Genomic DNA, 21,227 nt, shown 5'->3' with positions numbered 1-21,227 from the left:
GGGGTGGCCGTCACCGTGGCGGCGCGGCGCAGGGTCAGGCGGTGACGACCTGGACCCGCAGCGTGCGGGCCGCGACCACGGCCGCGAGGGTCGCGGTGGTCGCCATGACCAGGGCCATCGGGACGGCCGAGCCGGAACCCATGACACCGATCAGCGGAGCGGCCGCTCCACCGATGACGAACTGCGACGCACCGAGCAGGGCCGCGGCAGTCCCGGCCGCCTCACCGTGCCGGGTCAAGGCAAGTGCCGGCGTGTTGGGCAGGGTAAGGCCGCACGCGAAGAGCAGGAACCACAGCGGCACGAGGATCAGGGTGAGGCCCCCGAAGCCGGTCGCGGCGGACGCGAGCAGGAGGAGGGCAGCCGTGGCGCCGATCGACACCCCGGCCCGGACCAGCTGGCGCGGCGCGAACTTCTTGAGCAGGAACGGGTTGAGCTGCGAGCCGGTGAGGAAGCCGAGGGAGTTCACCCCGAAGGCGAGCCCGAACTGGGCGACGCTGAGGCCGTAGATGTCCTGCAGCACGAACGACGATCCGCCGATGTAGGAGAACAGGGTGGCGAACATCAGGCCGCTGATCAGGACGAGCCCGACGAAGGTCCGGTCGCGCAACAGGCTGGCATAGGTGGCGAGGACCGGACGCAACGCGAGCGGGCGACGCCGCTCGACGGGGAGGGTCTCCCGGAGCGCGAGGCTCGCGAGCGTCACCATCAGCACGCCGGCGACGGCGAGGATGACGAACACCCCGCGCCACGACGTCAGCTGCAGGATGAAGCCACCGAGTGTCGGCGCGAGCACCGGGGCCAGACCCATGACGAGCATGAGGCGCGAGAGCATCGTCGCGGCGGCGGAGCCGGCGAAGAGGTCACGGACCATGGCCATGGAGACGACCGCGACAGCCGCGTTGCCGAGCCCCTGGATCGCGCGACCGACGGTCAGCAGCTCGATGGAGGGGGCGAACGCACAGAACACCGACGCCGCGATGTGCAGCGCCAGTCCGGCGATCAACGGGCGCCGGCGGCCCACGGCGTCGGCCAGCGGACCCACGAGCAGCTGACCCAGGCCCATGCCGAGCAGGATGCCCGTGAGGGTGCCCTGGACGGCCGACTCCGACGCGGCGAGGTCACGCGTGATGGACGGCAGGGCGGGCAGGTAGGTGTCGATCGTCAGTGGCCCGATGGCGATCAGTGCACCGAGGACGAGGACGAACCGGACGTAGGAACGCCCCGTCGGCGCCACCGGCGCGGCGGGCGCAGCAGTGGCGGACGTGGGGGCAGTGCGGGCAGTGGTCGTCTCGGGGGCGGCAGTCACCCTTGCGCAACGACATGGGGCACGGGATCCATTCCATCCCGTGCCCCATTTCTCACCAACTGGTGTTGCTCAGTCGCGGCCGGTCAGCTCCCACGCGTCGGTCGACTCCTCGACCTCGTCGAGCCCGTCGTGGGCCCGGGCCACCGGGTCGTTCGCGTAGCGCGGGTCCGGCTCGGCGGCATACCCCGTGCGGACCTCGTCGGTGCGCTCGACGGACTCGTGGGTGCCGGACGGCGACCCCGAGAGCGCATCGACGTCGAACACCGGCTCCGGATCGGCCACGACGTCGCCGCGCATCAGCGCGAGCGTCATCGGCAGGTCGTCGAGCTTGACCAGCACGTCGCGGGCCTTGGAGCCCTCGGAGGGACCCACCACGCCCCGCGACTCGAGCAGGTCCATGAGCCGTCCTGCCTTGGCGAAGCCGACCCGCAGCTTGCGCTGGAGCATCGACGTCGAGCCGAACTGCGTCGTCACGACCAGCTCGGTGGCCTGCAGCAGCAGCTCGAGGTCGTCACCGATGTCGTCGTCCACCTGCTTCTTGGCCGCGACCACGGTGACGTCGTCGCGGTAGTCGGGCTTGAGCTGGCCGGTCACGTGCTTGACCACCTGCTGGATCTCCGACTCGGTGACCCAGGCGCCCTGCACGCGCATCGTCTTGGAGGCACCCATCGGCAGGAAGAGCGCGTCACCCTGGCCGATCAGCTTCTCGGCTCCGGGCTGGTCGAGCACGACCCGGCTGTCGGCGAGCGAGGAGGTCGCGAACGCCATCCGCGACGGCACGTTGGCCTTGATCAGGCCGGTGACGACGTCGACCGAGGGTCGCTGGGTGGCCAGCACCAGGTGGATGCCGGCGGCGCGCGCGAGCTGCGTGATGCGGACGATCGACTCCTCCACGTCGCGCGGCGCGACCATCATGAGGTCGGCGAGCTCGTCGACGATGACCAGCAGGTAGGGGTAGGGGTGGATGGTCCGCTCCGACCCGGGCAGCGGCTTGACCTTGCCGGCCTTGACCGCCTTGTTGAAGTCGTCGATGTGCTTGAACCCGAACTGCGCGAGGTCGTCGTAGCGGGTGTCCATCTCACGGACCACCCAGGCCAGCGCCTCGGCGGCCTTCTTGGGGTTCGTGATGATCGGGGTGATGAGGTGCGGGATCCCCTCGTAGGCCGTGAGCTCGACGCGCTTGGGGTCCACCAGGACCATGCGCACCTCGTCGGGCGTCGCCCGCATGAGGATCGAGGTGATCATCGAGTTCACGAAGCTCGACTTGCCGGCGCCGGTGGCGCCCGCGACCAGCAGGTGGGGCATCTTGGCGAGGTTGGCGATGACGTAGCCACCCTCGACGTCCTTGCCCACGCCCATGACCATCGGGTGCTCGTTGCCGCGCGCGGCCTGGCTGCGCAGGACGTCGCCGAGGCTCACCTTCTCGCGGTCGGCGTTGGGGATCTCGATGCCGATCGCGGACTTGCCCGGGATCGGCGAGAGGATGCGCACGTCTGCCGACGCGACGGCATACGCGATGTTCTTGGACAGCGCGGTGACGCGCTCCACCTTCGTGCCGCGGCCGAGCTCGACCTCGTAGCGGGTGACCGTCGGGCCGCGGCTGAAGCCGGTGACCTGGGCGTCGATGTCGAACTGCTCGAGGACCTGGGTGAGCGACTCGACGACGCGGTCGTTGGCGGCGCTGCGGGTCTTGTGGGGTGAGCCGGGCTCGAGGATCGCGTTGTCGGGCAACGTGTAGGTGATGTCGCCGGCGAGGGCGAGCTGCTCGACACGCTGCGGGAGCGGCGTCGTGGGCGGCGCCTCGAGGGCGGCCTTGACCTCGATCACGGGGCTCTTCGCTGCAGTGCTCGACTCCGGAGCAAGGACTCCCGGAGTGGTGGGGCGCTTCTCGCCGGGACGGAACCGGCGTCCGTCGGGGGCCACCAGGGCGGCCTGCTCGAACGCCTCGTCACCCTCGAGCGGACCCTCCGGGTCGATGACCCGGCGACGACGCTTGGGCTTCTCCTCGGCGACCTCCAGGGGCGCCGCGGCGCCGTCGTCGGGGTGGCCACGGTGGAGCAGGTGGTCGCGCAGGTCGGAGAGGCGCGTGGGGATCATGTGCACCGGGGTCGCGGTCATCACCAGCAGGCCGAAGAAGCCCAGCATCAGCAGGATCGGCACGGTGCCGTAGACCGACACCGCGGCCTCGAGCGGGCTCGAGGCCAGGAACCCGATGATCCCGCCACCGTCCCGCATGCCCTCGGCGCCCTGGGGCGGGGTCGGGATGCCCGCGGCGACGTGGGCCAACCCGGAGGCCGCGAACGCGAGGGCACCCAGGCCCACCCCGATGCGGGAGTTGGCCGAGTCCTCCTGCGGCGCGCGCAGGAAGCGGATGCCCAGGAAGAGCAGGGCGAGTGGCACGGCATACGCCACGACTCCGAAGGTGCCTGCGACGACGGCGTGCACGATGTCACCGAGGGCGCCGTCGAAGGCCCACCACTCACGGGCGGCCACGAGGATCGACAGTCCGATGAGGAAGAAGCCGAGCCCGTCACGGCGGTGCTCGGGCTCGAGCTCACGGGCGCTGGTGCCGACCCGGCGCACGGCGCCACCGGCCACGTGCGCCATGCCCATCCAGGTGCCCCGGACCGCGCGAAGGGGCAGCGGCAGCCCTCCCCCCTTGGTCTTGCCACGGGCGGAGGTCTTGCGGGGTGTGCTGCTCTTGCGGTTGGCGGGGCGTGTTGCGGTGCCCCGGCTCCCGGACGAGCGCGACCCTGCTGCTGATCGTGCTGAGGTGGACGGACGTGTCGCCATGCTCCGCAGGCTACGCGAAGGTCACACCGGAAACACGCGTCACACGCGTATCACCGGGGGGCAATCTGCCCCCACCGTCCCTCATCCGAACGGTCGACATCTGGTCGCGATTGGGTCGCCCGAGGCCCTTTCCCCTTACCAAGAGGCGACCCCAGGTGACACGCTCGGCCTTGCGTCTGGCGGGGCCTGCGCCGACGACCAGCAGTGGTCGTCGGCGCAGGCGCGCATCGAGGGGGAACCGGTCGCGGGACCCGGCTCTGCCGACCCCCCGCCAGGCCACGTCGCAGACCGCTCGAGTCCTCGCGGTCCACGTCTCAGATGACGGGAAGCTCTGCCCACGGGCTGGATCGCCCCGTGCTCGACGCCCTACTCTCGACACCAGGTCATGAGTGTCAGCGCGAAGCCCCGGCTTGCTGACCAGCAACCCTCCTCCGCGGTGGGGTGCTCCGGGTGACGACCGGGCCGTCTGCACCCGCAGCCGGCAAGCGCGGACCCGGGAGCACGTTCGGGTCCCACCCGGACCAGGAGCACTACCCATGTCGATCGCGAGCACCCCGCCACCCGCCTTCCGCCGGAGCGCGCCCCTCGCCCACGCCCGCACCCACCTGCGCCCCGTCCCGGACGCGCACACCTGGGGCGAGGTCGGACCGCTTCCTGCCGTGGTCTCCGAGTCGCTGCCCGTGCCGACCCTCGAGGGCACGGTCGACTACGCCAACTTCGACCACGCCGCCTCGACCCCGGCCCTGGTGAGCGTCAAGGCCGCCGTCGACAGCGCGCTGCGCACGTACTCCTCGGTGCACCGCGGCAACGGCTGGGCCTCCCGCGTGACCTCCTCCTGGTACGAGCAGGCCCGGGCCGAGGTGCGCGCGTTCGTCGGGGCGCGCGAGGGCGACGAGGTCGTCTTCACCCGCAACAGCACCGACTCCTTCAACCTGCTGGCCCGTTGCCTCCCCCGCGACACCCAGGTGTTCGTCTTCGAGACCGAGCACCACGCGGCCCTCCTGCCGTGGTCACCCCGTCGGACCCACCGCCTCCCGGTGCCCGGCAGCGTCGGTGACGCCGCGGTGCTGCTGCGGACGGCGCTGCGTGAGCACCCGGGCCGCCACAAGCTGGTCGTGCTCGCCGGCGCCTCCAACGTCACCGGCGAGATCTGGCCGATCCGCGAGCTCGCGGCGATCGCGCGTCGGGGCGGTGCCCGCGTCGTCCTCGACGCAGCGCAGTACGCACCGCACCGCCCGGTCGACCTCGACGACCTCGGGGTCGACTACGTGGTGCTGTCGGGTCACAAGCTCTACGCGCCGTTCGGCGCCGGGGTGCTGGCCGGACGGGTCGACTGGCTCGACGCGGCCGCGCCGTACCTCGCCGGGGGCGGGGCCACCAAGGCAGTCACCACCCGCGGGGTCGTGTGGCAGGACGGCGCGGCCCGCCACGAGGCCGGCAGCCCGAACGTCATCGGCGCCGTCGCCCTCGCCGCGGCCTGCCACAGCCTGCGCTCCCACGCCGAGGCGATCGAGGCCCACGAGGCGGCCCTCGGGCGCCGGCTGCTCGACGGCCTGGCCGCCATCGACGGCGTCGAGACCTACTCCCTCTTCAGCCCCGACCACGAGCGCGTGGCCGTCGCGACCTTCACCGTCGACGGCGTGGAGTCCTCGCTCGTCTCCGCCGCCCTGTCGGCCGAGCACGGGATCGGCGTCCGGGACGGCAAGTTCTGCGCGCACCTGTGCGTCGACGCCCTGCTCGACGACCCGTATGCCGCGGCGTCGACGACCGCGGTCCGCGCCAGTGTCGGGCTGGCCACGACGGCCGAGCACGTCGACCGGCTGCTCGCCGCCGTGGCCGAGCTCGCCGAGCACGGCCCGCGGGCCGAGTACGTCGAGGGTCCGCAGGGCTGGGCGCCGGTCAACGACCCGCGCGCCCTGGACGTCGCCCGCCCCTGGTAGCCGACCCGCGGCATACCCCGGCCGACAGCTCGCACCCCACCCGCCACCCCTTTATCGGGTTACCCGATAAAGGGGCGCTTCACCCGGGAACGGTTCTCGGGTGGAGCGCAACCTTGTCGGGCGGACCCAGCACAGGTCAGGCCTGGATGACGACCGGGATGATCATCGGGCGGCGACGGATCTTGCCGCCCACCCAGCCGCCGATGGCCCGGCGCATGACCTGCTCGAGCTGGTGGGAGTCGGTGACCCCGTTTCCGGTGGCCTCCGCCAGCGCCTGCTCGATCTTGGGGCGCACCTGGCTGAAGATCTCGTCGTCCTCGGCGAACCCGCGGGCCTGGATCTCGGGGCCCGCCGCGATCTTGCCGGTCGCGGCGTCGATCACGACGATGACCGAGATGAAGCCCTCGTCACGCAGGATGCGGCGGTCCTTGAGCAGCGCCTCGTCGAACTCGCCGACCGACGACCCGTCCACGTAGACGTAGCCGCACGGCACGGCACCGACGATGCGGGCGACGCCGTCGACCAGGTCGACGACCACGCCGTCCTCGGCCAGCACGACCTGCTCACGCGGCACACCGGTCTGGACGGCGAGCTCGGCGTTGGCCACGAGGTGGCGCCACTCGCCGTGCACCGGCATGACGTTGCGGGGCTTGACGATGTTGTAGCAGTAGAGGAGCTCGCCGGCGCTGGCGTGACCCGAGACGTGCACCTTGGCGTTGCCCTTGTGCACGACGTTGACGCCGAGCCGCATGAGGCCGTTGATGATGCGGTAGACGGCGTTCTCGTTGCCGGGGATGAGGGACGAGGCCATCAGCACCGTGTCACCCTCGCCGACGTCGATGCGGTGGTCGCGGTTGGCCATCCGGGACAGGGCTGCCATCGGCTCACCCTGCGAGCCGGTGCAGATGAGGACCACCTGGTCGTCGGGGAAGTTGTCGAGCTTCTTGACGTCGACGAGCACGCCGTCGGGCACGTGGAGGTAGCCCAGCTCGGCCGCGATCCCCATGTTGCGGACCATCGAGCGACCCACCATGGCGACCTTGCGGCCGGCCTGCTCCGCGGCGTTGAGCACCTGCTGGACCCGGTGCACGTGCGAGGAGAAGCACGCCACGATGATCCGGCGCTCGGCGTCGCGGAAGACCTTGTCGATGGCCGGCGCGATGTCCTTCTCCGGCGTCGTGAACCCCGGGACCTCGGCGTTGGTCGAGTCGGTCATGAAGAGGTCGACGCCCTCCTCCCCCAGCCGGGCGAAGGCGCGCAGGTCGGTGAGGCGGTTGTCCAGCGGCAGCTGGTCCATCTTGAAGTCACCGGTGTGCAGGATCGTGCCGCCGGGCGTCCGCACAAACACCGCGAGCGCGTCGGGGATCGAGTGGTTGACCGCCACGAACTCGCAGTCGAAGACGCCGAGCTTCTCACGCATCCCCTCCTTGACCCCGAGGGTGTAGGGGGTGATCCGGTGCTCCTTGAGCTTGGCCTCGATGAGGGCCAGCGTCAGCATCGACCCGACGACGGGGATGTCGCGCTTCAGCTTGAGCAGGTAGGGCACGGCGCCGATGTGGTCCTCGTGGCCGTGGGTCAGCACGATCGCCTGGATGTCGTCCAGGCGGTCCTCGAGGTACTCGAAGTCGGGCAGGATCAGGTCGACGCCCGGGTGGTGGTCCTCAGGGAACAGCACACCGCAGTCGATGACGAGCAGCTGTCCGTCGTGCTCGATGACCGCCATGTTGCGGCCGACCTCGCCGAGCCCACCGAGCGCGATGATGCGCACGCCGTTCTTGGGCAGCGGCCGGGGCAGGTTGAGCTCGGGGTGGGGATGACTCACAGCAGGCCAGACTCCTTGAGACCGGCGCGCAGGATGTCCAGGTGCTCCGGTGGTGACTCGACGAGCGGCAACCGCACCGTCGCGTGGTCGATGACGCCGAGCTCGACGAGCGCGGCCTTCGCCATGATCGCACCCTGGGAGGTGCTCATGATGGCGTCGACGGCAGGGACCAGCCGTCGGTGGATGTCGCGGGCGGCGGCGAGGTCGCCGCGGTCGACGGCTGCGACCATCGCGGCATAGTCCTTGCCGGCCACGTGGCCGACGACGCTGACCGTGCCCACGGCACCCAGCGCGAGCCAGGGCAGGGTGGTCGCGTCGTCGCCGGAGAAGTAGAGCAGGTCGGTCTCGGCCAGCACGTGGGTGGTGGCCCACGGGTCACCCTTGGCGTCCTTGACGGCCACGATCCGGTCGTGGGCGGCGAGCTCGACGAGGGTGGCGGTGTCGAACGGGATGCCGGTGCGGCCCGGGATGTCGTAGAGCATCACCGGCAGGTCGGTGGCGTCGGCCACCGCGTGGCAGTGCGCGACCAGCCCGGGCTGGGTCGGCTTGTTGTAGTAGGGCGACACGAGCAGCAGCCCGGTCGCGCCGGCATCGACCGCACGGGTGGCCATCTCGACGCTGTGCGCGGTCGCGTTGGAGCCGACGCCGGCCACCACCGCGGCGTGTCCGTCGGCAGCCTCGGCGGCGACCCGGACCATCTCGATCGACTCGTCGTCGCTGAGGGTGGCGGCCTCGCCGGTCGTGCCGTTGACCACGATGCCGTCGTGGCCGCTGTCCAGCAGGTGGGCGACCAGTCGGCGGGCGCCCTCGAGGTCGAGGCTTCCGTCGGCCTGCATCGGGCTGACCATGGCGGTCAGGACGTGGCCGAACGGGGACGAGGTGCTCATGCCTGCAGGCTATCGCCCCGCCGAGCAGGCTCCGTGCGGCGGACACCGACCGGAGCGCAATTTGGCGGGAAGGCGACGCCGAGCTGGCGGCATCGACGCGGCGCCGGAGGTATGCCGATGGCTCGGGTTACGCTGCCTCCGTGCAGCAGTACCTCGATCTCCTCGACCACGTCATGACGACCGGCACGGACAAGTCCGACCGCACCGGCACCGGCACCCGTTCGGTGTTCGGCTACCAGATGCGCTTCGACCTGTCCGAGGGCTTCCCGGTGCTCACCACCAAGAAGCTCCACCTCAAGTCGATCATCGGCGAGCTGCTCTGGTTCCTGCGCGGCGACTCCAACGTGAAGTGGCTGCAGGACCGCGGCATCACGATCTGGGACGAGTGGGCCGACGAGAACGGCGACCTCGGACCGGTCTACGGCTACCAGTGGCGGTCCTGGCCGACTCCCGACGGCCGGCACGTCGACCAGATCGCGAAGGTCATCGAGTCGATCCGGACCAACCCGGACAGCCGCCGCCACATCGTGTCCGCCTGGAACGTCGCCGACGTCGACTCGATGGCGCTCCCCCCGTGCCACACGATGTTCCAGTTCTACGTCGCCAACGGTCGGCTGTCCTGCCAGCTCTACCAGCGCTCGGCCGACATCTTCCTGGGCGTCCCGTTCAACATCGCGTCCTACGCCCTGCTGACGATGATGGTGGCGCAGGTCTGCGACCTCGAGCCCGGCGACTTCGTGCACACCCTCGGCGACGCCCACCTCTACTCCAACCACGTCGACCAGGCGACCCTCCAGCTCACCCGGGAGCCACGTCCGCTGCCCACCATGCGGATCACCCCCGGCAAGGACATCGACCAGTTCGACCTCGACGACTTCGAGCTGGTCGGCTACGACGCCCACCCCTCGATCAAGGCGCCGATCGCGGTCTGACCCGACCGTCCCGTCGGGACGCTCGATAGCCTGTGCCCCATGACCAACGTGACGCTCATTGCCGCGGTCGGCCGCAACGGCGTCATCGGGGCCGACAACGACATGCCCTGGCACCTCCCCGAGGACTTCGCGTTCTTCAAGCGCACCACGATGGGCCACCCGATGGTCATGGGGCGCAAGACCTTCGACTCGATCGGTCGGGTGCTCCCCGGTCGGCGCACGATCGTCGTCACCCGGCAGGCCGACTGGACCCACTCCGAGGTCGAGACCGCGCACTCCCTGAGCGAGGCCCTCTCGCTGGCCGGTCCGGCCGACGAGGTGTTCGTGTGCGGGGGCGGTCAGGTCTATGCCGAGGCGATGCCCTGGGCCCGCCGGCTGCTCATCACCGAGGTCGACCAGTCCCCCGAGGGCGACGTGCGCTTCCCCGAGATCGACCCGCAGGACTGGCAGGAGGTCGCCCGCGAGGGCCGCGAGGGCTTCAGCTGGGTCACCTACGAACGCGCCTGACCGGGTCCTGACCGCGCGCGGGGACGCCGAGCCGTCGATGGAAGGATGCAGGGCATGGCCCACCAGCACGACCACCACGCCCACTCGCCCGGCCCGCTCGCGGACGCGAGCGTGCGCGTGGCCCGCGAGACCGACGCCCCCGCCGTGGGCCTGGTCCAGGCGGTGGTGTGGCGGGAGGCGTATGCCGCGGTGCTGCCCGAGGAGGTCCTCGCCACCTTCGAGCCGCAGGCCTTCGCCTCGGTCTGGCGCCAGTCCCTGGCGTCCCCGCCCCAGGGCGTCTACCGCCTGCTCGCGGCCTGCGCCGGTGACCAGGTCGTGGGGTTCGCCTCCATCGGGCCCAGCCAGGACCCCGACGCGTCACCCGAGACCGGCGAGCTGTCCGCGCTCGGCGTGCACCCCGACGCCCGTCGGGTCGGTCACGGCTCCCGGCTGCTGAACGCCGTCGTCGACACCCTGCGCGGAGCCGGGGCCACCCGGATGCATGCCTGGGTCCTGGCCTCCGACGAGGCGACCCGCGGGTTCCTCCTGGCCGGCGGACTCGGTCCCGACGGCGCCTTCCGCGACCGCGTGGTCTCCCCCGACGGCGACACCGCCCGTGAGGTGCGGCTCGTCGCCGAGCTCGGCCCGGAAGAGCCCGGCCCGGAAGAACCCGCCCCGGCGCCTCCGGCTCGGTGAGCGCGGTCCCGGCCGCCTCCACCGGCGCACTCGACCCGGACGAACGTCGCCGCGTCGTCCGGCAGTCGGTGTCCGTCGCGGTGGCAACCGGCACCTACGGCCTCAGCTTCGGCGCCCTCTCGGTCGCGGCAGGCCTGTCCGTCCTGCAGACGCAGGCGTTGTCGCTGCTGCTCTTCTCCGGTGGGTCGCAGTTCGCCTTCGTGGGTGTGCTGGCGGCCGGTCCCGCGGGGGCAGTGGCCGCCATCGCGACCTCGACCCTGCTCGGCGTGCGCAACGCCCTCTACGGTCTCCAGGTCTCCCGCATGCTGGGGGCCCGGGGGCTGCGCCGCGCAGCCGCCGCCCAGCTGACCATCGACGAGTCGACCGCCGTGGCCGTGGCCCAGCCCGGCCGCACCGCCGCCCGGGTCGGGTTCTGGACGACCGGGATGGGCATCTACCTGCTGTGGAACCTCATGACCTTCGTCGGCGCGGTCGTCGGTGACGCGATGGGCGACCCGCGTCGCTACGGCCTCGACGCCGCCGCTGCAGCGGCCTTCTGCGCGCTGCTCTGGCCCCGGCTGAAGTCGGCCGACGCGTTCGCGATCGCCGCGGTGGCCGCCCTGACCGCGGTGCTCGTGGCGCCGCACGCTCCCGCGGGTGTGCCCGTCCTCGTGGCGGCGGGCACCGCCCTGCTGGCCAGCCTGTCCCGGCGGACGCACCACGACCCGGCAGCACCGCACCAGTGGGAGGACCCGGCATGAGCACCTGGACCGCCGTGCTGGTCGCCTCCGGGCTGGCGTTCGTGCTCAAGCTGCTGGGGCACCTCGTGCCGGAGACGTGGCTGGACGGTGACCGCACCACGCGCATCACGTCGGCGCTGCCCATCGCCCTGCTGGCGGCCCTGGTGGCGGTGCAGACGCTGACCACCTCGACCGGCTCCACCGTGCTCGACTCCCGGGCGGCCGCCGTGGGCGTGGCCATCGTGGCCCTGCTGCTGCGCGCGCCGTTCCTGCTCGTCGTGGTGCTCGCCGCAGCGGTGGCCGCCGGGCTGCGCCTGTTGGGGGTGCCCTGACCTCACGGCGCCGAGGTCACGGCCACTCCCGGGCGTCCTCCTCGAACCGGTCACCGGTCTGGATGCCCACGACGCAGAACACGACGCCGCCCGGGTCGGCCATGATCACGTAGCCGTCCCGGCGCTCCACCACGGTGGCGCCGAGCGCCTCGAGGCGCGCCACCTCGGCCGGGATGTCGTCACTCTCGATGTCGAGGTGGACCCTGGGCTGCCCCTCGTCGAGGCGTTGGACCTCGAGGTTCAGCGACCCGATCTCCCCGACGCTGGCGTACGGCCCGTCAGGGACGGGCCGCACCCCCTGGACCCCGGCCCAGAAGGCCAGGGCCGCGTCGTGGTGCTCGCCGGGGTGGTCGACCAGGACGATTCCGATGCGCGAACGGTGCATGCCACCACGGTATGCCGGGGCGGCGCGGCTGGCGCCCTGATCACCCCACGCGGCTCGCGCGCCACGCCCGTACTGCGGCTCGGTAGTGCCGCTGCTCCCCTGCCCGGTCGCCCGCGACCCGGCTCGCCTCGGCCTGCTCGAGCTCGGCGCCCCAGGCTCCCTCGGCCCCACGCTCGCGGGCCTGCGCCATCATCGCCGAGCCGTCCCTGGCCAACCGCACGAGCGGCACCATGGCCAGGAGCGCGACGACGGGGATGAGGATGACGGCCAGCCCGAGGAGCACGGGGACCGGCCGTCCGTCACGGACCAGCTCGACCCCGCGCCACCCGATCGTGGCGGAGTAGAAGCCCAGGACCACGAGCAGGACGAGGGCGGTGACCTTCTCGCGCACTCAGTCGTCCAGGCCGAGGTAGTGCTCCAGCCCGACGGTGAGGCCGGGGTGGGCACCGACGTGGCGCACCCCCTCGAGGACCCCCGGCATGAACGAGGTGCGGTCGAAGGAGTCGTGGCGCAGCGTGAGCAGCTCGCCCTCCCCGCCCAACAGGACCTCCTGGTGGGCGACCAGGCCACGCAGCCGCACCGAGTGCACGGGAATGCCGTCGACCCGGCCGCCCCTGGTGCCCTCGGGGTCCTGGGTGGTGGCGTCCGGCACGTCGCCGAGGCCGGCGTCCGAGCGGGCCGCAGCGATGAGGTGGGCGGTGCGGGCCGCCGTGCCGGAGGGCGCGTCGACCTTGTTGGGGTGGTGCAGCTCGATGACCTCGACCGACTCGTAGAACCGAGCGGCCTGCTGGGCGAACCGCATCATGAGGATCGCGCCGATGGCGAAGTTGGGCGCGATGAGGACCCCGACCTCGGGGTGCGCGGCCAGCGGCTCCCGCAGGGAGTCCAGCTTCGCGTCGTCCCAGCCGGTGGTGCCGACCACGACGTGCACCCCCTGCCCGACACAGTGCGCCACGTTGCCCGGCGACGCCGCGGGGACGGAGAACTCCACCACGACGTCGGCCCCACTGAGGTCGCCGAGGTCGTCGCCCTGGTCGTACGTCCCGACGAGCGCGAGGTCGGCCGCGGCGGTGACCGCCCGGCATACCTCGGCGCCCATGCGCCCGGCCGCACCGATCACGGCCACCTTGATCGTCTCGCTCACGGGACCACCCTAACGACAGCCGGCCGCACGACAGCGGGCCCGGTGCCCGTGGCACCGGGGCACCGGGCCCGCTGGTCGATCTGGGTTGCTTACTGCACGAAGGCCTTGAGGCCCAGGACCACGGGGTCGTGGTCGGACGAGCGGTACGGACCCGACTGGTGGAAGTCGGTCGAGTGGTAGTTGTACCGGCTGTACTCCAGCGCCACCGACTCACCGGAGTTGATGTTCCAGTGGTCGGCACCCGTCGACATCCGCAGCGCGTAGTCGTTGACGAGGATGTGGTCCAGCGAGCCCGACAGGCCACTGAAGGAGTACGAGTAGCTCGACGGGTCGAAGGTGCTGCCCACGTCGGTGTAGCCGGCCTTGTAGAGCACGTCGAGCGGGTCCTCCATCGTGTAGGAGTTGTAGTCGCCCGCCATGACGATGCCCTTGGCGCCGTACTCCGCCGCGACCGCCGGCACCCAGTCGCGCAGGGCCTGGGCCTGCAGGATGCGGCTGGTCACCGAGGCACCCTGACCGTCGCCGCTGTCCTCGTCACCCGGGAACGGACCGGCCGAGCCCTTGGACTTGAAGTGGTTGACGACGAAGAGGAACTTGTCACCCTTGCCGGTCTTCGTCCGGAAGGTCTGGGCGATCGGCTCACGGGCGTTCCCGAAGGCCTGCGTCGGCCCGCTCTGGTCACCCAGGGCGCGCGAGCGGTCCACCCGCATGACCTTCGCCGGCTGGTAGATGATCGCACTGGTGATGAAGTCCTGGTCGTCGGCGGACGGCAGGTCCGTCGAGGACGGGACGAACGCCCAGGTGCCGGCGCCGGCCTTGGCGTTGAGGGCTGCGACGAGGGCCGCGAGCGCCGTGTCCCGGGGGTGGCCGAACTTGGCGGAGTTCTCGATCTCCATCAGCCCGACGACGTCGGCGTCCAGCGCGCTGATCGCCGACACCTCCTTCTCGGTCTGGCGAGCCAGGTCGCCCGCATCCCACGCGCCGCGGCGGTCGCAGCCGTCGCGGACCGTGACGCCGTTGTCGTCGCGGTCGTAGTAGGCCAGGCAGGTGGGGTCCTGGTCACCGAGGTCGGTGAAGTAGTTGAGGACGTTGAACGAGGCCACCTTCAGGTCGGCCGTGCCGAGCTGGTTGATGTCACCGTTGTCCGGTGCCGCGGTGCGGGTGTTCGTGAAGCTGGCCGGCGACGTGGCGTTGTCGGGACCGACGACCTGGGCCGTCGGCTGGAAGCGCCACAGGCTGAAGCGGAAGTCGACGACGACGGGGGCGCTGAAGGTCGCGGCCTCGCCCACCCGGACCGGCTTGGTGGTGGACACGTAGGCCGGGGTGAGGTCACTGTTGAGCAGGCACGGGATCGGCCGGGTGCCACACACCGCGGGGACGAAGCTGCTCGCCGTGAAGTTGCTCGACGCGCCGTCGTCCAGGGTGACCGCACGCTTGGCGTTGTCGGCCACGACCGCGGCGGCCTCGGGGCTGCCGGGGGCGGCCACCTCGGTGTTCTGGAGCAGCGGGTGGTCACCCACGGCCAGGCCGACCTCACCGAACTGGTTGGTGCCGAAGGTGTTGGTGACGGTGTAGTCGCCGGAGGGCTGGAACAGCATGCCCTCCAGGGACTCACGACCCGCGTCGGTCGCGGGCCACGGGACGGTGAGCGCCTGCACGGGACTGAAGTCCTCGCCCGCGTCGACGATGTCCGCCCCCGCAGCGGTCACCTCGGTCAGCCCGCTGAACTCGCTGACCTTGCCGGTGACCTCGACGTAGTTGCCGAGCACGGCGTCGGCGTCCAACGGCGTGGACGACCCGGACTGGAACACGAAGACGCCGTCCGAGGCACCGGTGGCGCTCGGCTCGGGGCCGGTGCCCTGGGTCTGCAGGTAGAAGCCGTGGAAGCCACCGGTCGGGTAGGCGGCGGTCACGACGCCCTTGATGATGACGTTCTCCCCGACCAGCGGCGAGGTCGAACCGGTGCCCTGCACCTCGGCGATGGTCTTGGGGACCGGGGTGCCGGGGGGCGGCGGGGTGCCCGCGCCGGGTGTCGGAGTGCCGACCGTGAAGTCAGCCGCGTTGTTCGCCGTGTTGGTGCTGGTGCTGTTGCGCGACACCGAGGTGGCGTTCGCCGTACCGGGTGCGGCGGCCGTGCCGGCCCAGTCGTTCGCCGTCGAGCCGTACCCGACGAAGTCGATGACCTGGGGCAGGTCGGAGCAGGCATCGGTGCAGGTGGTGCCGGGCAGGGCGGTCTGGGTGTTGACGAGCGCGACCTTGCCGGCGCTGCCGCTGAGGTTGATGCCGCCCTCGAGGTCCGGGGTGAATGACGCGCCGTTGGCGCCGCCTGCGCCTCCGACGACGAACCGCCCACCGGCCGGGATGGTGCCGGTCAGGTTGGTCTTCGTCGTCCAGCTCGTGCCGGTTGCCGAGGCGTACTGCACGGACCAGCCGGCGAGGTCGACCGCAGCGGTGGTCTTGTTGACCAGCTCGATGAAGTCGCGGTTGAAGGCGGCACCGGAGTTGCCACCCCCGCCGTAGACCTCGTTGATCACCACGGGTGCCCCCGTGGACGGTGCGCCCAGCGCACTCGTCGGGGCCACACCCACTACTCCAGCAGTGAGGGCGATCGCGCCCACCGCTCCCATCACGTGCTTGCGGGGTACGCGCACAGCAGTCCTCCAACAGCGAACTCAGGATTGGCAGCCCCAGGACGGTGGTCCGGGCCGTCGAGCATCACATCACGCGGACGGGGAATGCGGAATGTCTGGAATGGGTCAGGAAGGTAAAGTTCGGGTCAGAGTCTTCAGACGGGACCAGCGAGGCCCGCGAGGTCGACGTCCGGGTCGGCCAGCTGGTCCCGGTCCACGACCGTGCGCGAGCGGATCAGCGCCTTGATGCCGTCGCCGACGTCCCACACGTTGACGTTCATGCCGGCCACCACCCGCCCCTCGCGCAGCCAGAACGCGACGAACTCGCGGTCGGCCAGGCTCCCCCGGACCACCACCTCGTCGTCGGGGCCACCGAGCCCGTGGTACTCCATGCCGAGGTCGTACTGGTCGGTGTAGAAGTACGGCAGCTCGGGCTCGGGGCCGTCCTGGTCCAGCATCGCCGCGGCCACGAGGTCGGGCTGGTTGAGCGCGTTGGCCCAGTGCTCCACCCGCACCCGGTGCCCGAGGAACGGGTGCTCGACGTTCGCGAGGTCGCCCGCGACGAAGATGTCCGGGTCGCTGGTGCGCCCGACCGCGTCGGCCGTCACCCCGTTGTCGACCGCGAGCCCGGCCGCCTCGGCCAGCGCGACGTTGGGGACCGCGCCGATGCCGACGATCACCGCGTCCGCGGGGACGACCGAGCCATCGGCGAGCCGGACCCCGCTCGCGGCACCGTCCGAGCCCTCGATCTCCACGATGGTGACCGAGGTGCGCAGGTCGACTCCGCGCTCGCGGTGCAGGTCGGCGAAGACCTGGGCGACCTGTGACCCGAGCACCCGCACCAGCGGCAGCTCGAGGCTCTCCAGCACCACGACGTCGGCGCCGGCCTCGCGCGCCGCGGACGCCACCTCCAGGCCGATCCACCCGCCCCCGACGAACACCAGCCGCGCGTCGGGCTGCATCAGCGCACGGATCCGGTCGCTGTCCTCGATGGTCCGCAGGGACAGCACCCCACCGAGGTCGTGGCCGGGCAGGGTGAGGGTGCGCGGCGAGCTGCCGCTGGCCAGCAGGAGCCGGTCGTATGCCGTGCGCTCACCGTCCGCGGTGACGACCGCACGGGCGTCGCGGTCGATCGCCGTGACGGTGGTGCCGGTGCGCACGTCGACGTCGTGCGCGGCATACCACTCACGGGGGTGGACGAAGGCCTCGTCGAGGCCCTCGCCGGTCTTGAGGTAGCCCTTGGACAGCGGAGGACGCTCGTAGGGCAGGTGGTCCTCGGACCCGAACAGCACGATCGACCCCTGGAAGCCGCGCTCGCGCAAGGCCTCCGCTCCCTTGGCTCCGGCGAGCCCGCCACCGACGATCACGAACCTGCGCTGGTCAGCCATACCCTCATCCTCTGCGCAGGTGCACCGGTGGCGCCAGCCGGGAGAGCGCAACGGCGCCCGCGAGCAGCCCCACATCACGCAGGGCGACGTCGTAGTAGTCGCCCAGCGTCACGAGATCGACGATGATGCCGGCCAGCCACGCCGCCACGACGAGGCCCCCGACCCGCGGCGCCGCGGCGACGAGCAGTCCGGCCACCACCTCGGTCACGCCGACCGCGTACATCGCCTGCTGCGCCGTCCCGGGCACCAGGTGGTCGATCCACGGCGCGAGGTAGGCCGTCCAGTCGGTCATCAGGTTGGTGAACTTGTCGAGGCCGAAGAGGATCGGTGCGACCGTGAAGGCGGTGCGCAGGACGAGGAAGGCCTGCTTGGCTCCCGGCTGAGCCGGGCTGGTGACGTCGGTGGGAAGTGCTGTGGTGGTTGACGGTGTCGTGTCCATGACTGCTCCCAGACTTTCTATCGGAGTGATATTTTGACTTTACGACCGCAGTGCCAAAATAGTCAACGAATCTGTCCTTTAGAGGTGTCATGACCACCAGCGACGACCTGACCGCCCTCGGCGCGCTTGCCGAGCCTTCCCGACGGGCGCTGTACGACCACGTCGCCGCGGCCGACTCCCCCGTGAGCCGGGAACACGCCGCGACCGCGGTGGGGCTGCCGGTGCACTCTGCGAAGTTCCACCTCGACCGGTTGGTCGAGGCGGGCCTGCTGGAGGTCGAGTTCAAGCGCCTGTCGGGGAGGTCGGGACCGGGCGCCGGGCGGCCGACCAAGCTCTACCGCCGTGCGGGTCGCACGGTCGACGTCTCCCTGCCGCCACGGCGCTACGACCTGGCGGGGGCCATCCTCGCCGCGGCCATCGACGCGGTGACCACGACGGGCGGGACGCTGCCCGCTGCCGTCGCGACGGCGGCAGCCACGACGGGGCGGGAGCTCGCGGCTCAACCGCCGGCGCCCCGGGCCCGCCGGCCACTGGCCAGGGTGGCCCAGCTGTTGGAGCGGCACGGCTATGAGCCGCGGCTCAGCCCCGACGGCACCGAGCTGGCTCTGGACAACTGCCCGTTCGACCGACTCGCCCGGGACCACACCGACCTCGTGTGCGCGATGAACCTCGCCCTCGTCGACGGTGCGATCGAGGGGCTGGGGTGCCCTGAGGTGCGCACCCGCCTCGAGCCGACCCCGGAGCACTGCTGCGTCCGAGCCACGACGACCTGACCGCCATGAGCTGACCGACAGGACCTGACCAACAGGACCTGACCAACACAGAGCGGGCCGGCCCACCTCTCGGTGGACCGGCCCGCTCGTCACGCGTGGGTCAGTCGATCAGCCTGCGGCGTCCTCGGACGTGGCCGGGGCCGCGCCCTCCGCAGCGTCGCCGCCACGGTCGTCGCCACGGTCGTCGCCACGGCCGCCACGACGGCGGTTGCGGCTGCGACCACCCTCGCGACGCTCGCCACGGTCCTCGCGGTCCGCGCGGGGGGCGTCGGTCTGGGTCTCGGACTCGGTGTCGGCGTCGGCGTTCGCGGCCGGAGCCTCGCCAGCCTCGGCGTCGCCACCCTCACCCTCGGCCAGGACGGCCGCCAGCGAGAGCTTGCCGCGCGGGTCGATCTCCTTGAGCTCGACCTGGACCTTCTGGCCAACGGCCAGAACGTCCTCGACGGCCTCGATCCGCTTGCCACCGACGAGCTTGCGCACCTCGGAGATGTGCAGCAGGCCGTCCTTGCCCGGCAGGAGCGAGATGAACGCACCGAACGTCGTGGTCTTCACCACGGTGCCCAGGAAGCGCTCGCCGATCTCCGGCATCTGCGGGTTCGCGATGGCGTTGATCTGCGCGCGGGCGGCCTCGGCCGAGGGGCCGTCGGTCGCACCGATGTAGATCGTGCCGTCGTCCTCGATCGAGATCTGGGCGCCGGTCTCGTCCTGGATCTGGTTGATCATCTTGCCCTTCGGCCCGATGACCTCGCCGATCTTGTCGATCGGGACCTGCACCGAGATGACGCGAGGAGCGAAGGGGCTCATCTCGTCCGGTGCGTCGATGGCCTCGTTCATGACGTCGAGGATGTGCAGGCGCGCGTCGCGGGCCTGGGTGAGCGCGCCAGCCAGGACCGACGCGGGGATGCCGTCGAGCTTGGTGTCGAGCTGGATGGCCGTGACGAACTCACGGGTGCCGGCGACCTTGAAGTCCATGTCACCGAAGGCGTCCTCGGCACCGAGGATGTCGGTCAGCGCGGCGTACTGCGTCTCACCGTCGACCTCCTCGGAGATGAGGCCCATCGCGATGCCGGCGACCGGGGCGCGCAGCGGCACACCGGCGTTGAGCAGCGACAGGGTGGACGCGCAGACCGAGCCCATCGACGTCGAGCCGTTGGAGCCGAGGGCCTCGGACACCTGTCGGATCGCGTAGGGGAACTCCTCGCGGGTCGGCAGCACCGGCATGAGCGCACGCTCGGCGAGCGCTCCGTGGCCGATCTCGCGACGCTTCGGCGAACCCACCCGACCGGTCTCACCGGTGGAGTAGGGCGGGAAGTTGTAGTTGTGCATGTAGCGCTTGCGCGTCACCGGCGACAACGTGTCGAGCTGCTGCTCCATGCGGAGCATGTTCAGCGTGGTGACACCCATGATCTGGGTCTCGCCGCGCTCGAAGATGGCCGAGCCGTGCACGCGGGGCAGGACCTCGACCTCGGCGCCCAGGGCGCGGATGTCGGCGAGGCCACGGCCGTCGATGCGGACCTTGTCGCGCAGGATGCGCTGACGGATCAGCTTCTTCTGCACGGAACGGTAGGCCGCGGACAGTTCCTTCTCGCGCCCCTCGAACTCAGCGGCGAGCTTCTCCTTCATGGAGTCCTTCAGCTCGTCGATGCGCTCCTCGCGCTCCTGCTTGCCGGCAATGGTGAGCGCCTGCGTCAGGTCGTCCGAGGTCGCAGCCTCGACGGCGGCATACGTGTCGTCCTCGTAGTCGAGGAAGATCGGGAAGTCCTGGACGGGCTTGGCGGCCTTGCTCGCCAGCTCGGACTGGGCCTCGCAGAGCGCCTTGATGAACTTCTTGGAGGCCTCGAGGCCCTCGGCGACGACCTCTTCGGTCGGGGCCTGCTTGCCCTCGTTCTTGACCAGGTCCCAGGTGGACTCGGTCGACTCCGCCTCGACCATCATGATCGCGACGTCATCGCCCGCGACCCGGCCGGCGACGACCATGTCGAAGGTCGAGCGCTCGATGTCGGAGAAGTTCGGGAACGCGACCCACTGGCCGTCGATCAGGGAGACGCGGACGCCACCGATCGGACCGGAGAAGGGCAGACCCGAGATCTGCGTGGAGGCGCTGGCCGCGTTGATGGCGAGCACGTCGTACTGGTGGTCGGGGTTGAGCGCGAGCACCGTGATGACGACCTGGACCTCGTTGCGCAGACCCTTGGTGAAGGTCGGGCGCAGCGGGCGGTCGATCAGGCGGCAGGTGAGGATCGCGTCGGTCGACGGGCGACCCTCGCGGCGGAAGAACGAGCCGGGGATCTTGCCCGCGGCGTACATCCGCTCCTCGACGTCGACCGTCAGGGGGAAGAAGTCAAAACCCTCGCGGGGAGACTTCCCGGCGGTGGTGGTGGAGAGGAGCATCGTGTCCTCGTCCAGGTAGGCGGCGACTGCGCCACCGGCCTGCTTGGCCAGGCGTCCGGTCTCGAACCGGACCGTGCGGGTGCCGAACGAACCATTGTCGATGGTTGCTTCGGCGAACTGGATCTCTGGACCCTCCATGGGCCCTCCTTCTCTTCTGTTGAGAG

General features: G+C 71.1%; 18 protein-coding genes and 1 riboswitch. Of the genes, 7 read left to right on the top strand and 11 right to left on the bottom strand.

The genetic code is table 11. The features are described 5' to 3' along the window. Window positions 1-34 precede the first annotated feature (34 nt). Window positions 35-1,306, bottom strand: a complete 1,272-nt coding sequence (locus ACXJKD_RS16555; protein ID WP_457255705.1) for a multidrug effflux MFS transporter — start codon at window positions 1,304-1,306, stop codon at window positions 35-37. A gap of 69 nt (window positions 1,307-1,375) precedes the next feature. Next, the gene (locus tag ACXJKD_RS16550; RefSeq protein ID WP_457255704.1) at window positions 1,376-4,099 is read right to left on the bottom strand and encodes a DNA translocase FtsK 4TM domain-containing protein; all 2,724 of its coding nucleotides are present in this window, start codon (window positions 4,097-4,099) and stop codon (window positions 1,376-1,378) included. A gap of 381 nt (window positions 4,100-4,480) precedes the next feature. Next, window positions 4,481-4,593, top strand: a riboswitch (SAM riboswitch). 42 nt (window positions 4,594-4,635) lie between these two features. On the opposite strand from ACXJKD_RS16550, the gene ACXJKD_RS16545 reads away from it, so the two are divergent. Beyond that, window positions 4,636-6,039 carry an aminotransferase class V-fold PLP-dependent enzyme gene (locus ACXJKD_RS16545; protein WP_457255703.1) on the top strand — a complete coding sequence of 468 codons (1,404 nt, stop codon included), beginning with the start codon at window positions 4,636-4,638 and terminating at the stop codon, window positions 6,037-6,039. Window positions 6,040-6,175: 136 nt separating this feature from the next. On the opposite strand, the gene ACXJKD_RS16540 is transcribed toward ACXJKD_RS16545, so the two are convergent. Then, window positions 6,176-7,861 (bottom strand): ribonuclease J, encoded by a 1,686-nt coding sequence (locus ACXJKD_RS16540; protein ID WP_056923559.1) that lies wholly within the window; start codon window positions 7,859-7,861, stop codon window positions 6,176-6,178. Next, on the bottom strand, window positions 7,858-8,748 hold the full coding sequence (dapA, locus tag ACXJKD_RS16535; protein WP_457255702.1) for a 4-hydroxy-tetrahydrodipicolinate synthase: 891 nt from the start codon (window positions 8,746-8,748) through the stop codon (window positions 7,858-7,860). Before dapA ends, ACXJKD_RS16540 begins: the two co-directional genes overlap by 4 nt. Window positions 8,749-8,888: 140 nt before the next feature. On the opposite strand from dapA, the gene ACXJKD_RS16530 reads away from it, so the two are divergent. From ACXJKD_RS16530 to ACXJKD_RS16510, 5 genes are read left to right on the top strand one after another with little or no spacing between them, the layout of a single operon-like run. Next, window positions 8,889-9,680 (top strand): thymidylate synthase, encoded by a 792-nt coding sequence (locus ACXJKD_RS16530; protein ID WP_457255701.1) that lies wholly within the window; start codon window positions 8,889-8,891, stop codon window positions 9,678-9,680. Window positions 9,681-9,719: 39 nt separating this feature from the next. Further along, complete coding sequence (locus tag ACXJKD_RS16525; RefSeq protein ID WP_457255700.1) at window positions 9,720-10,187, top strand: dihydrofolate reductase; 468 nt, start codon at window positions 9,720-9,722, stop codon at window positions 10,185-10,187. Between the two features lie 54 nt (window positions 10,188-10,241). Then, window positions 10,242-10,862, top strand: a complete 621-nt coding sequence (locus ACXJKD_RS16520) for an N-acetyltransferase family protein (protein ID WP_457255699.1) — start codon at window positions 10,242-10,244, stop codon at window positions 10,860-10,862. Continuing rightward, a complete protein-coding gene (locus tag ACXJKD_RS16515) occupies window positions 10,859-11,602 on the top strand; it encodes an AzlC family ABC transporter permease (protein ID WP_457255698.1) in 744 nt (247 codons plus the stop codon). Before ACXJKD_RS16520 ends, ACXJKD_RS16515 begins: the two co-directional genes overlap by 4 nt. Next, window positions 11,599-11,913: an AzlD domain-containing protein gene (locus ACXJKD_RS16510; protein ID WP_457255697.1), complete on the top strand. Its 315-nt coding sequence runs from the start codon at window positions 11,599-11,601 to the stop codon at window positions 11,911-11,913. Before ACXJKD_RS16515 ends, ACXJKD_RS16510 begins: the two co-directional genes overlap by 4 nt. 16 nt (window positions 11,914-11,929) lie before the next feature. Here ACXJKD_RS16510 and ACXJKD_RS16505 read toward each other — a convergent pair whose 3' ends face one another. From ACXJKD_RS16505 to ACXJKD_RS16480, 6 genes are all read right to left on the bottom strand, one after another. After that, entirely contained in the window at window positions 11,930-12,298 is a 369-nt protein-coding gene (locus ACXJKD_RS16505) for a VOC family protein (protein WP_457255696.1), read from the bottom strand. A gap of 40 nt (window positions 12,299-12,338) precedes the next feature. Next, complete coding sequence (locus ACXJKD_RS16500) at window positions 12,339-12,689, bottom strand: hypothetical protein (protein WP_457255695.1); 351 nt, start codon at window positions 12,687-12,689, stop codon at window positions 12,339-12,341. Next, complete coding sequence (gene dapB / locus ACXJKD_RS16495; RefSeq protein WP_457255694.1) at window positions 12,690-13,442, bottom strand: 4-hydroxy-tetrahydrodipicolinate reductase; 753 nt, start codon at window positions 13,440-13,442, stop codon at window positions 12,690-12,692. Between the two features lie 89 nt (window positions 13,443-13,531). Next, window positions 13,532-16,093 carry an ExeM/NucH family extracellular endonuclease gene (locus tag ACXJKD_RS16490; RefSeq protein ID WP_457255693.1) on the bottom strand — a complete coding sequence of 854 codons (2,562 nt, stop codon included), beginning with the start codon at window positions 16,091-16,093 and terminating at the stop codon, window positions 13,532-13,534. Between the two features lie 134 nt (window positions 16,094-16,227). Beyond that, window positions 16,228-17,460, bottom strand: coding sequence for an NAD(P)/FAD-dependent oxidoreductase (locus tag ACXJKD_RS16485; protein ID WP_457255692.1), 1,233 nt, complete (start codon window positions 17,458-17,460; stop codon window positions 16,228-16,230). Window positions 17,461-17,464: 4 nt separating this feature from the next. After that, entirely contained in the window at window positions 17,465-17,899 is a 435-nt protein-coding gene (locus ACXJKD_RS16480) for a hypothetical protein (protein ID WP_457255691.1), read from the bottom strand. A gap of 89 nt (window positions 17,900-17,988) precedes the next feature. Here ACXJKD_RS16480 and ACXJKD_RS16475 point away from each other — a divergent pair, with 89 nt between their 5' ends. Next, complete coding sequence (locus tag ACXJKD_RS16475; RefSeq protein ID WP_457255690.1) at window positions 17,989-18,672, top strand: helix-turn-helix transcriptional regulator; 684 nt, start codon at window positions 17,989-17,991, stop codon at window positions 18,670-18,672. Between the two features lie 108 nt (window positions 18,673-18,780). Here the strand turns inward: ACXJKD_RS16475 and ACXJKD_RS16470 are convergent, their stop codons facing one another. Next, on the bottom strand, window positions 18,781-21,201 hold the full coding sequence (locus tag ACXJKD_RS16470) for a polyribonucleotide nucleotidyltransferase (protein ID WP_457255689.1): 2,421 nt from the start codon (window positions 21,199-21,201) through the stop codon (window positions 18,781-18,783). Window positions 21,202-21,227: the final 26 nt, after the last annotated feature.

The organism is Pedococcus sp. P5_B7, from assembly GCF_054049895.1.
The sequence above is the reverse complement of the archived record's forward strand: the minus strand, read 5'-3'. Positions and strand labels throughout refer to the sequence as shown.